Here is a 12,270-nt window from a genome sequence, read left to right as displayed (position 1 = left end):
ATGTCTGAACAAGTACAAGATAACGAACAGGGAAAAGATTTTTCTCCCGAAGAAAGTTTTCAGTTGATTAAATCCATGATCAGCAAAACAAAAGATGCTGTTGCTGTAGACAGTTTTTATTTACTGTTTTGGGGATGGCTGGTTTTTGTATGCTGTGTGGTGGAATATGTACTGATGGTTTGCTTCAAATACCCATATCATAGTTTTGTATGGTTGACCATGCCATTGGGCGGTATCGTTTCAGCAGTTTATAGCACAAGACAGGCCAGAAAGAGAAAATCAACAACCTATATTGAAGAAGCATTGGGCTTTCTCTGGATTGCCATAGGGATGGCTTTTTTTGTAATGGTATTTATTAATGTTATCTCAGACGCCTGGAAAACTGCTTTTACCTACTATATACTCATGTATGGTATCGGCACTTTCGTGAGTGGTAAACTCATCAGGTTCCGGCCATTGGTAATCGGTGGAATACTAAATTTTATCCTTGCTGCCGTATCTATTAAGTTTAATTTCGCCAACCAGTTACTGATTGGTGCGTTGGCGATATTGATTAGTTATATCATACCCGGCCATTTATTACGAATCAGACATAATACCAAAAAGCAATAAATCATGGCAGATGAAAAAAAAATGACGGAACAGGAAAGCCTGGACCTCATTACCAATATGATCCGCAAGGCCAAAGGCAGCTACCATGAAACAGGTATCGGTTCACTGCTATGGGGTACAGTGGTGGCTATTGCATCTTTTTTGACTTATTTCCAAAGGACTTACGATTTTAATATAGGATTTGATATCTGGTTGATTGTACTGGCGGCCATTATACCACAGATCGTTATATCGGTACGGGAAAAACGATCAACACAGGTAAAAAAATATGAAGATGACGCCCTCAATACCGTATGGCTTGTTTTTGGTATCAGCATATTTGGTTTGAACTTTTACCAATCAATTGTACCAGGTGTAACGGCTGATATCATTCAACAGGAAGGCTGGCAAATGACAAAAAATTACCTCGATGGCAGTAAACCCGATGAGATACTAAAACCTTTTCCGCCCAGTTTCTATTCTTTATTCATACTGCTTTATGCCTTTCCTACATTGGTAACAGGTATTGTAAAACAGTTTAAACCCATGTTATTCGGTGCTATTATTGCTTATGGATTATTTATCTGCTCCTGTTTTACCCGCTCAGAATACGACTGGTTGCTGGGTGGTGCGGCAGCCATCATCTGCTGGTTTATTCCCGGCATTATTTTAAGAAGAAAATACCTGGCCCAACAGCGAAAGCATGTTTAAAGAACTGGATCCCATATTACATTCACAATTACGACTGGCCGTCGTAAGCCTGCTTATTGGTGTAAAAGAAGCGGAATTCACTTTTATCCGCGAAAAAACCAATGCTACAGCAGGTAACCTGAGCGTGCAGGTCCAGAAACTGAAGGATGCTGGTTATATTGAAGTAACTAAACAGTTTAAAGACAATTATCCCCAAACAACCTGTAAGATCACCCCCAAAGGCATAGAGGCATTTGAAGCCTATGTACAGGCTTTGCAACAGTACCTGAAAGTAGGGGGGTGAGGAGTCGGATGTAGGATCTCGGATGTCAGATTTGAATAGTAGGGAAGTTTATAGTCTATTAGACCATAGTCCAGCTTTTCACTTTTTCTTCTGCTTATCTCCCAAACTTCCGCAGTACTTTTGGTGTTATAGTAATACATGCAATCAATTATACAGGTAAAAGGATTAACCAAGTCATTTAAAAACCTCACTGCCGTAAAGGATTTATCTTTTACCGTGAACGAAGGTGATGTGTACGGATTCCTCGGTCAGAATGGAGCCGGTAAAAGCACTACCATCCGGATGTTACTTACCCTGATTGAACCAACTGCCGGTTCCATCGAATTATTTGGTATGCCCCTTAACACCCACAGGACTGAAATACTCAGACAGGTAGGAGCCGTGATTGAAAAACCTGATGTTTACAAATACCTCAGCGCCATTGAAAACCTTCGCATTTTTGCCCGTCTGAGTGGATTGAAACCTACCGACCAGCAGTTAATGCAACAGCTTGAAATGGTAGGTCTGGCAGGCAGAGCAAAAGATACAGTGAAAACATTTTCGCAGGGAATGAAACAAAGACTGGGTATTGCGGTGGCGCTGATCCATGACCCCCAACTGATTATTCTTGATGAACCCACCAATGGACTTGACCCACAAGGTATTGCGGATATCAGAAACCTGATTCGTCATTTGAGCCGTGACCTTAATAAAACCGTCCTGGTATCATCGCACCTGTTGAATGAAATTGAACAGATAGCAACCAGGGTACTGATCATTGATAAAGGAAGTAAACTGGTGGAAGGTGCGGCTGCAGATCTCTTCGATCCCTCACAAACACTGGTTGAACTGGAAACATTAAACAATGAAGCTGCTTTATTACAATTACAGGAAAGTAAATGGGCGGCTAACCTTCAGCCAAGAAGAACAGGTGCTTTGCTGATCAAGCTCCATAGGAATCAGATACCTGGCTTACATAAAGACCTGGTAGAAATGCAGATTCCCCTACTTTCCTTACAGCCACGTCATTCGCTGGAAGATTATTTTTTACAGGTAACATCAGGACAACATGCGCACACTCATTAATATTGAATTGTACAAAATATTCAGAAGGCCAAGAACCTATATTGCTTTCGCTGCTATTACAGCATTGATTGTACTCATTCAGTTTGGACTGAAAGTAGATGGGCAGACTTATGTAGATTTTATGTTGAACGATATTGGTTCAACGCTTGAAATTGATGGAAATGTCCTTAATGGGTACCTGATTTGTTATATAATGTTGCAATTATTACTGGTACATGTGCCATTACTGATTGCGTTAATTGCAGCAGATATGATTTCGGGAGAAGCCAATATGGGCACACTCAGGGTATTGCTCTCAAAACCCTATAGCCGCACTTCTTTTATGCTGGCAAAATTTATTGCGTCAACCATCTATACATTACTGTTATTGGTATGGCTTGCTTTTCTTGCATTATTTGTAAGTATGTGGATTTTTGGAACAGATGATATGTTCCTGATGAAAAGTAACTACGTAGTCTTATTAAAAGAGAACGACGTATTCTGGAGATATATTGGTGCATTTCTTTTTGCAGCACTGGCTATGACAACAGTTGCTGCATTGGGCTTCTTTCTGTCGGTATTTGCTGAAAACTCTATTGGCCCTATTGTGGCTACCATGAGTGTAATTATATTTCTGACCATACTGAGTACCATGAATATTCCGGTTTTTAATATCGTAAAACCCTACCTCTTTACTACCCATATGATTAGCTGGAAAGAGTTTTTTGATATACAGGTAACAGAGTCTAATGAAGCTATTCTGGGCAGTATTCAGAATAAGGAACGGATACTTAATTCAGCCATTGTGCTATTTATTCATATCATCCTATTTGTATCTGGAGCTATTATGGTATTCAGAAAAAAAGATATTTTAAGTTAAAAGAAATACCATGCAGAAAATTGTCATACTGTTTTTTATTTTCCAATTCGCTCTCTCTGCTTCAGGTCAGGATGCAACGGCATTGGTGATGAAAGTAAAAGCTAAACTTGATCAGGTAAACGACTATGAAGCCGATGGGAAAATGAAAACGAATGTTGCATTTATTAAAGCACCAATCGGCAAAGTGAAAATTTTTTATAAAAAACCCAATAAGTTCAAGCTGAAAAAAGATGGTGGTATTTCTCTTCTTCCGAAAGGTGGTGTTTCAGTTAATATGAATTCACTCGTAACAACTGATGAGTTCGTGGCTTTGGCAGCTGGAGAAGCTGTTGTAGGGGGTGTAAAAACAACCGTTGTAAAAATGTTACCTACCAACGAAAACAGCGAAGTGGTGTTAACAACCATGTATATTGATGAAGCTAATCTGCTCATTAAAAAGGCCGTATCTACCACCAAAGAAAATGGTACTTATGAAATTGAAATGAGCTATGGGAAATTTGCTTCTTACGGTTTACCCGATAAAGTGATTTTTAGTTTTAATACTAAAAATTATAAATTACCTAAAGGGCTCACACTTGAATTTGATGACAATGAAAAGCCGCTGACAGAAGAACAGAAGCTGAGAAATAAAAAAGGACGAGTGGAAATTACTTATTCGAGTTATGCCATTAATAAAGGTATAGCAGATACGGTATTTAAATAATCAGAACAAAGTAATCGACCAGTCGCGCTGAAATTCTTCTCCCGGAGTCAACTTGTAGATGCCTTCTTTCTCTTCAAGCTTGCCGGATGCAGTTACGCTATCGGCTATACCACACCAGGGTTCTATGCAAATAAAATCGGCGTCTTTTGCACTCCAGATACCCATATAAGGAAAGTTTGAATAGGTTAAGCAAAGACCATGTGGATGCTTATTGCATAAAATGGAAATGCTGGTAGACTGAAGAGCTTTGAATACCAGTGCGTCTCCGTAAAATAATGATTTACGCAACGCCAGCCGATCTGTATCGATAAAAAATGTTACGGGTACTTCTTTAATTAACCCTGCATCTGATAAAGGCCAGATACCTGCATCTTCTTTCTGATTAAACTGAAGATAATAATCCTCAAATACAGTTCCTGTAACCAAAGGCACTGCAAATGCAGGATGTGCACCAACAGAAAAATACATTTCCTGTTTATCTGTATTCTTAACATTGTAAGTGACAAGAACATTGTTTTCTTCCAGGCGATAGCCTATGGAGAAAGAAAACCTGAAAGGATACACAAGCAGGCTTTCACTATCGGCCGACAAAGAGAAAATAATTGAATCTTCAGATGGCTGTATTGCCTCAAAAATTCTTTCACGTGCAAACCCATGACGGCCTAACTGGTACTCGTTATTATTGAACCGGTAACTATTATTTTTTAATCCGCCAACAATAGGAAATAAAACAGGGCTTTTTTTGCCCCAGAAATCCGGGTCGCCAGACCACATATATTCCAGTCCGTTGACGCAATGACGGATATGCTGAAGTTCAGCCCCTTTATCGCTGATGCTTACCGATAAAAATTCATTGGAAAGATGGTAAAGCTGCATGTGTTATTCTGTTTCTTCAATCCTTTCATCCACTGCATTGGCGAGCATACGTGCACTCATTTTACGAAGCGGGTTCAACCGCATTTCTGCATAACCCATACGGAGACGTATAATTTCAATACATTCAAAAACAGCGGCGAGGAATGAACTGTGATCAGCTTTACCTTTTCCGGCAATATCAAATGCAGTTCCATGATCCGGACTGGTACGAACAGCATTTAACCCGGCAGTATAATTTACACCTTCACCGGCAGCGAGTGATTTAAAAGGTATGAGACCCTGATCATGGTACATGGCGAGCACGGCATCAAAACGTTCATGTTGCCCACGGGCAAAAAAAGCGTCTGCGCTGTAAGGCCCAAATACCAGCATATTATGTTTGGCTTCTTTGATAGCAGGTTTAATAATGGCTTCTTCTTCACTGCCAATCAAACCCTCATCACCAGCATGTGGGTTAAGACCCAACACAGCAATTTTGGGTTTATCAATACCAAAATCTTTTTGCAAACTACTGTGCATGATTTTCAGCTTGCTCAAAATACCTTCTTTGGTAATATGTTTGGCTACATCAGCAACTGTTACATGTTCGGTAACAAGACCTATCCGCATATTTTCAGCAACCATGAACATGAGTACATCATTCACACCAAAAAGATCTTTCAGGTAAGGGGTATGACCACTATAATTGAAATCGGCAGACTGTATATTCTTTTTATGTATGGGTGCAGTAACCAGACCATGAATATGGCCTGCTTTCAGAGCCTGTGCTGCTTCTTTCAGCGAAATGAGTGCATATTTTCCGCCGGTTTCATTTAATTGTCCGGGTGTAATGGCTATTTCTTCTTCCCAGCAGGGATAAATATTAACCTGTTTGGGGTTGAGCCGGCTGAAATCTTTTCCGCTGGCATAGTTAAAATTGATGTCGGGTAAACTCTTCCGGTAAAAATTGATGCTTTTATTACTGGCAAAAACAACAGGTGTACATATGTCGAGTAAACGATGGTCGCCCATGGTTTTCAGAATCAGCTCAAGACCAATGCCGTTTATGTCGCCACAAGAGAAACCAATCACAGGTTTTTGCATTTCATTCATCAGGAAAGCTTTAGATGGTAAAAATACGGATAATTCAGGGATGGAGATCAGTTCGTAGTCCATAGACCATGGTCCACAGACTATGCTACATCTGCCATCAGACATCCGACATATAAATGTATTTTTGCTTCAATGGAATATACCCTTAAAAAATCGCTGGGGCAGCACTTTCTGAAAGATGAAAATATCTGCAGGCAAATTGTAGATGCTTTGAAACAGGAAAGTTTTTCGCAACTGCTGGAAGTGGGTCCGGGAGGTGGTGCATTAACCAAATATCTGCTTCAGCTACCTGCTATTGATTTTAAAGCAGTGGAGCTGGATGATGAGAAGGTGACTTATCTGGAAGATACTTATCCTACCATCAAAGGAAAAATCATTCACGAAAGTATATTAGAAGTTAACCAGCCATTTAATGAACAGTTTACAGTGGTGGGTAATTTTCCTTACAATATTTCATCGCAGATATTGTTCCGTATACTTGAATGGAAGAAACAGGTGCCCGTAATGATTGGTATGTTTCAGAAAGAAGTGGCAGAAAGGATAGCATCGAAATCGGGTAATAAAGAATATGGGATATTAAGTGTGCTGGTTCAGGCATTTTATGAAGTGGAATACCTGTTTGATGTGCCACAGCAGGCATTTAATCCGCCTCCGAAAGTAATGAGCGGTGTTATTAAACTAAAACGAAGAGAAATTGTTAGTGAGATGAAGAGTGAACGCGCATTTTTTGTACTGGTAAAAGCAGCGTTTAACCAGCGGAGGAAAATGTTGCGTAATCCCTTAAAAGGGATGTTTACACCGGAAGTATTGCAGGAAGCAATTTTCACGAAAAGAGCAGAACAGTTAACCGTTGCCGATTTTGCGGCACTCACATTCAGGATGAAATAACAAGGAAATAGACAAGAAAGAAAATGACAAGGAAAAAGGTGATTATAACAGCGAAAGCTAATCCGTATTTGATGGAAAGACTGGATCGGGCGGGGTATGAGTGTGTTTATTTGCCAGAGATTAATTACGAAGAATTAAAAGAACAAATTAGTGACTGCACAGGGTTAATTGTTACGACCCGGTTACAGATAGACCGTGTGTTGCTGGATGCTGCTACTTCACTTCAATGGATCGGACGTTTGGGAAGTGGGATGGAAAAAATAGATGTAGCTTATGCAACATCAAAAGGAATACAATGTGAAAGCAGTCCGGAAGGAAATCGGAATGCAGTAGCCGAGCAGGCATTGGGCATGTTGCTGAGCCTGATGAACAAAATTAATAGCAGTTATCTGGAAGTAAAAGCCGGTAAATGGATCAGGGATGCCAACAGGGGTGATGAGCTTACGGGTAAAACAGTGGGTATTATTGGTTTTGGAAATACGGGCGAGTCATTTGCTAAAAAACTGGCTTCGTTTGACGTTACCATACTGGCCAATGATCTCTTTAAAACCGATTTTGCAAAAGGTGCTGTGAGAGAAGCAGGAGTAGAACAGATTCAATGTTATGCAGAAGTGGTGAGTCTTCATCTTCCCTTACATGAAGCTACCTATCATTATGCAAATGATCATTTTTTTAACGGATTTGAAAAGCAGCCCTATTTTCTAAGCACTTGCCGTGGAAGAATAACTGATACCAAAGCATTGATACGTGCACTAAAAAACGGGAAGATAAAAGCAGCGGCATTGGATGTATTGGAAAACGAAAAACTGGAAACTTATACAGAAGATGAAAAAGCAGATCTAAATTGGCTATTGGAACAACCCAATGTAATCATCACACCGCATATTGCTGGCTATAGCCATGAATCGTATTACCTGATGCCGAAAATTTTGTTGGATAAATTAGGAATACCAGGCCTTTAAACCCTGCGTAATCTCTGTGTTCTCCTTTCTCTGCGGTGAAACAATAATTACTGATCACCTCAGAGAAAGGAGAACACAGAGGTTACGCAGAGAGATTTGAGTATGTTTTCTCTCCATCTAATTTTCTTACATAGAGCCATGTACAGATTGCGGGCACGAATAATTGATAAATCACCATAAATAAAGAAGATGCCAACGCATTTTGCTGAAATGAGGGATTCTGAACAGGTAACAGCATATGCTTGCCGATAGAACCACCTGAAAAAAGAATGCTGCCAACACAATTCCAGCCAAGGTGTAAGCCAATGGGGAGATAAAGTGAATTGGTTTTAAGAAAAGCATACGCATACATCCATCCGGCAGCCGCTGTGATCAGGAAAATAAAAATCATTTGTACAGGCTGACCAAATGCTCCGAAAGAAAACCAGTGGTATATGCCAAATGCAACGACAGATAGCCAGAGACCTTTGGCAGGTCCGAGTCTTTTCATGGCAATGTACAATAAAGCGCCTCTGAAAATGAGTTCTTCATAAAGTACAGAACGGAGCATCCACCATAGAGCCTGGCCAAAGTCTGACAGACGATAAGAAGTATTCAGTTGCCAGGAAATGCCCGTAAGTAGTGACCTGATCAGGTGGTAGCCGGTTGCCAGTAGCACGGCAATGGTTATTCCAATCAGTAACTGAATTAAACGTTTGCCGGAAACTTGCCAACCCAGTACTGAGAGATTTTTTCTTTCAATCAGCTTTAATAAAATCAGGGAAAGGAAGAGTTCTACCAAAATTCCAATCATAACTAATTGATTTTTAGTTTTTTAGCTGATTTTCAATAACATCAAGATAATTGATTATTTTAAATAAAAAACAATAATAGAAGCAGTGAATTCTATTATATTTTCTATTTTTACAGTCATGCAACGCTGCAATCAAATGTGGCGTTGTATTTTTTTTACCCTTTTTAAACCGAAAGAATATGAGTGAGAGTACCATGTATGTTACCAAGGAGACATTTGAAAAAATGCGTGGAGAGTTACAGAAGATGAAATCGGTAGAACGCCCTGCCGCTTCCCGGGCCATTGCAGAAGCAAGGGAGAAAGGCGACCTGAAGGAAAATGCTGAATATGATGCGGCCAAAGAGGCCCAGGGTATGCTGGAAGCCAAGATCAAACAACTGGAAGGCGCCATCGCCAATGCCAAAATTGTGGATACCAGCGATATTGATACCAGTAAAGTAACCATTCTTACCAAGGTAACCATTACCAATATTGCCACTAAAAAAACGGTTACTTACCAGATTGTAGGCGAGAAAGAAGCAGACCTTAAAGCAGGTAAAATTTCTGCCGGCTCACCCATTGGTAAAGGTTTGATGGGAAAAACAATTGGAGAAGTAGCAGAAGTGCAGGCGCCAACAGGTATCATTAAATTCAAGATCGAAGACATTACTATTTAACTCATATAGCCACTGCAATGAATTCAACACAGGTGTTCATTGCAGTGGCTTATTATCGTCTACCAGTATGACCATTTTCTCCAGAATTATAGCAGGTGAAATTCCATCATACAAAATTGCTGAGAACGAGTCGTTCTTTGCTTTCCTTGATATTTTTCCACTGGCAGAAGGGCATGTTTTGGTAGTCCCGAAAAACGAAACGGATAATTTGTTTAACCTGCCGGATGAATACCTTTCCGGGATTCTTTTGTTTTGCAAACCCATTGCCAAAGCCATCGAAAAAGCATTCCCCTGTAACCGTTGTGGTATTAGTGTAGTAGGCCTTGAAGTGCCACATGCCCATGTACACCTCATTCCCATTAACAGCGCCGACGACCTCAACTTTACAAGAGGTAAACTTAAACTCAGTGCTGAAGAGCTGAAAGCTGTTCAGCAGAAAATTCTGGCAGAACTGTAGGGAGTGAGTAGTCAGTAGTGAATAGTCAGTAGGAAATATTCTTTCACTCACTACCCACAACTCACTACTCACTTTTCTCCTATCTTTAGTCAAACAAACCCCTCCACATGCAAACGACTGCTTCTAAAAGAGTCATCAATGGCTGGGCCATGTACGACTGGGCCAATAGTGTTTATAACCTGGTTATCACATCTACCATCTTCCCGGCCTATTTTGAATCGGTAACAGGCGATGGTAACGATGCCACTTCAAACGATAAAGTTTGGTTATTTGGCCGCGAGTTTGTTAATACTTCATTGTACAATTATGCATTGGCTGTGGCATTTATGATTGTGGCAATCATGTCGCCCATGCTTTCATCCATCGCAGATTATAAGGGTAACAAAAAGAGTTTTCTTTTCTTTTTCTGTACCATGGGTAGTATTGCCTGTACTGCCTTGTTTTTTTATAACAGCAGCAACCTGGCGTATGGACTTGCCTGTATGATTATTGCCTGTGTGGGTTATTGGAGTAGCCTTGTTTTTTACAATTCCTTTCTTCCTGAAATTGCGGCACCCGTTGATCAGGATCGTGTGAGTGCAAAAGGTTTTGCAATGGGGTATATAGGAAGTGTGATTCTTCAGATCATTTGTTTTGTTTTTGTATTAAACCCCGGTTTGTTTGGCATTACATTAGGAAAAGCCTCACAAATTTCTTTTTTGTTGGTAGGTATCTGGTGGTGGGGTTTTGGTCAGTTGGCATTGAGCCGTTTGCCAAAAACAGTACCAGCGGGTAACCCCAACAGTAAAGGCAGTATTTTTACCAATGGGTATAAAGAACTGAATAAGGTATGGAAACAACTCAAACACCTGCCTGTGCTAAAAAAATACCTGGCAGCATTTTTCTTTTTTAATATGGGAGTTCAAACGGTAATGTTAGCCGCTACCTTATATGGCAAGAGTGAATTGAATATTCCTACCACTAATCTGATTATCTCTATCCTCATCATTCAACTGGTAGCTGTGCCGGGTGCATTTACTATCGCCAAACTATCTGACAGGCTGGGTAATTTCCGTGCACTTATGATTACAGTAGCTTTATGGATTATGCTTTGTATTATAGGATATCTATTACCCAGAGATGGCATCAACGAATTTTATGCACTTGCCGTGCTGGTTGGTTTTGTAATGGGAGGTATTCAGTCGTTAAGTCGAAGCACTTATGCTAAACTGATGCCCGAAACAAAAGATACCACTTCTTTCTTCAGTTTTTATGATGTAACAGAAAAGATAGCAATTGTAATCGGGATGTTCAGTTTCGGTTATATCAATGAATACACTGGCTCACAGCGAAACTCAGTGCTCGCACTGGTAGTGTTCTTTGTTATTGGATTGATATTACTCACATTTGCATCAGCCACCAAACACAAACAGGGAAAAGTAGCATAAAGATGAAACTCTATTCAATCAACAGCGGATATTTTAAACTGGATGGCGGAGCTATGTTTGGTGTAGTACCAAAATCGATGTGGAATAAACTGAACCCCTCCGACGAGAATAATATGTGCTCCTGGGCCATGCGTTGTTTATTGGTAGAAGATGGCAACAGACTTATTTTAATTGATAATGGCATGGGCGATAAACAGGATGCCAAATTCTTCGGTCATTATTATCTCCATGGCGATGATACATTGGATAAATCATTGGCTCAATATGGTTTTAACAGAACTGATATTACGGATGTTTTTCTTACACATCTGCACTTCGACCATTGTGGTGGCAGTATCATTCGTGCGGCTGATAAACTGGTACCCGCATTTAAGAATGCTACTTATTGGAGCAATGAAAAACACTGGAACTGGGCGATAAAACCCAACGACCGCGAGAAAGCCTCATTCCTGAAAGAAAATATTCTGCCCATACAGGAAAGTGGGCAGTTACAATTGATTGACACCCCGTCAACCAATTTTACCAACGACGGCCGATTGGAAACAACTCCGTTTATGAACGGTTTTTCTGTTCGATTTGTGAATGGACATACCGAAAAAATGATGCTTCCGCAAATACAATACAGGGGTCGCACATTGGTATATATGGCCGATTTACTGCCTTCTACGGCTCATTTGCCTATTCCGTATGTGATGGCATATGATATGTTTCCACTCACCACACTACAAGAGAAAAAGAATTTCCTACAGGAAGCGGTGGAAAATAACTACATACTGTATTTTGAACATGATCATTTAAATGAATGCTGCAGTCTGCAACTCACAGAAAAAGGGGTAAGGGTTGCAGAAACATTTCCACTTTCTGCTTTATAAAATTTTAGTGTATTGTAGTATTTCACCTGGTTTTT

15 protein-coding genes are annotated in these 12,270 nt (G+C 40.2%); 12 read left to right on the top strand and 3 right to left on the bottom strand.

Annotated features, from left to right (window positions below):
• From KXJ59_RS12695 to KXJ59_RS12670, 6 genes are all read left to right on the top strand, one after another.
• Complete coding sequence (locus KXJ59_RS12695; protein WP_295205186.1) at window positions 1-612, top strand: hypothetical protein; 612 nt, start codon at window positions 1-3, stop codon at window positions 610-612.
• A 3-nt stretch (window positions 613-615) separates the two neighbouring features.
• Window positions 616-1,302, top strand: a complete 687-nt coding sequence (locus tag KXJ59_RS12690) for a hypothetical protein (RefSeq protein ID WP_295205183.1) — start codon at window positions 616-618, stop codon at window positions 1,300-1,302.
• Window positions 1,295-1,585 (top strand): transcriptional regulator, encoded by a 291-nt coding sequence (locus tag KXJ59_RS12685; RefSeq protein ID WP_295205180.1) that lies wholly within the window; start codon window positions 1,295-1,297, stop codon window positions 1,583-1,585. The genes KXJ59_RS12690 and KXJ59_RS12685 overlap by 8 nt, the downstream gene beginning before the upstream one ends.
• Before the next feature lie 138 nt (window positions 1,586-1,723).
• Entirely contained in the window at window positions 1,724-2,650 is a 927-nt protein-coding gene (locus tag KXJ59_RS12680; protein ID WP_295205177.1) for an ABC transporter ATP-binding protein, read from the top strand.
• Window positions 2,634-3,509, top strand: coding sequence for an ABC transporter permease subunit (locus tag KXJ59_RS12675; RefSeq protein ID WP_295205174.1), 876 nt, complete (start codon window positions 2,634-2,636; stop codon window positions 3,507-3,509). The genes KXJ59_RS12680 and KXJ59_RS12675 overlap by 17 nt, the downstream gene beginning before the upstream one ends.
• Window positions 3,510-3,519: 10 nt before the next feature.
• The gene (locus KXJ59_RS12670) at window positions 3,520-4,212 is read left to right on the top strand and encodes a hypothetical protein (RefSeq protein ID WP_295205172.1); all 693 of its coding nucleotides are present in this window, start codon (window positions 3,520-3,522) and stop codon (window positions 4,210-4,212) included.
• On the opposite strand, the gene KXJ59_RS12665 is transcribed toward KXJ59_RS12670, so the two are convergent.
• Together KXJ59_RS12665 and pdxA are read right to left on the bottom strand one after the other, a co-directional pair.
• Entirely contained in the window at window positions 4,213-5,088 is an 876-nt protein-coding gene (locus KXJ59_RS12665) for an aldose 1-epimerase family protein (protein WP_295205169.1), read from the bottom strand.
• Between the two features lie 3 nt (window positions 5,089-5,091).
• On the bottom strand, window positions 5,092-6,243 hold the full coding sequence (pdxA, locus tag KXJ59_RS12660) for a 4-hydroxythreonine-4-phosphate dehydrogenase PdxA (RefSeq protein WP_295205167.1): 1,152 nt from the start codon (window positions 6,241-6,243) through the stop codon (window positions 5,092-5,094).
• A gap of 69 nt (window positions 6,244-6,312) precedes the next feature.
• On the opposite strand from pdxA, the gene rsmA reads away from it, so the two are divergent.
• The gene (gene rsmA / locus KXJ59_RS12655; RefSeq protein WP_295205164.1) at window positions 6,313-7,068 is read left to right on the top strand and encodes a 16S rRNA (adenine(1518)-N(6)/adenine(1519)-N(6))-dimethyltransferase RsmA; all 756 of its coding nucleotides are present in this window, start codon (window positions 6,313-6,315) and stop codon (window positions 7,066-7,068) included.
• 23 nt (window positions 7,069-7,091) lie between these two features.
• Window positions 7,092-8,030, top strand: a complete 939-nt coding sequence (locus KXJ59_RS12650) for an NAD(P)-dependent oxidoreductase (protein WP_295205161.1) — start codon at window positions 7,092-7,094, stop codon at window positions 8,028-8,030.
• An 82-nt stretch (window positions 8,031-8,112) separates the two neighbouring features.
• Here the strand turns inward: KXJ59_RS12650 and KXJ59_RS12645 are convergent, their stop codons facing one another.
• On the bottom strand, window positions 8,113-8,823 hold the full coding sequence (locus tag KXJ59_RS12645) for a CPBP family intramembrane glutamic endopeptidase (RefSeq protein ID WP_295205159.1): 711 nt from the start codon (window positions 8,821-8,823) through the stop codon (window positions 8,113-8,115).
• 179 nt (window positions 8,824-9,002) lie between these two features.
• Here KXJ59_RS12645 and greA point away from each other — a divergent pair, with 179 nt between their 5' ends.
• The 4 genes from greA (at window position 9,003) to KXJ59_RS12625 (ending at window position 12,235) form a co-directional block, all read left to right on the top strand.
• Complete coding sequence (greA, locus tag KXJ59_RS12640) at window positions 9,003-9,479, top strand: transcription elongation factor GreA (RefSeq protein ID WP_295205156.1); 477 nt, start codon at window positions 9,003-9,005, stop codon at window positions 9,477-9,479.
• Window positions 9,480-9,546: 67 nt separating this feature from the next.
• Window positions 9,547-9,936 carry an HIT family protein gene (locus KXJ59_RS12635; protein WP_295205154.1) on the top strand — a complete coding sequence of 130 codons (390 nt, stop codon included), beginning with the start codon at window positions 9,547-9,549 and terminating at the stop codon, window positions 9,934-9,936.
• Between the two features lie 107 nt (window positions 9,937-10,043).
• Complete coding sequence (locus KXJ59_RS12630; protein WP_295205151.1) at window positions 10,044-11,363, top strand: MFS transporter; 1,320 nt, start codon at window positions 10,044-10,046, stop codon at window positions 11,361-11,363.
• A gap of 2 nt (window positions 11,364-11,365) precedes the next feature.
• Entirely contained in the window at window positions 11,366-12,235 is an 870-nt protein-coding gene (locus KXJ59_RS12625; RefSeq protein ID WP_295205148.1) for an MBL fold metallo-hydrolase, read from the top strand.
• Window positions 12,236-12,270: the final 35 nt, after the last annotated feature.

It is taken from the genome of Sediminibacterium sp. (assembly GCF_019264485.1).
In the GTDB taxonomy this organism is placed as follows: Bacteria; Bacteroidota; Bacteroidia; order Chitinophagales; family Chitinophagaceae; genus Sediminibacterium.
Note: the sequence above shows the minus strand (reverse complement) of the source record. Positions and strands in the feature narration are given on the sequence as shown.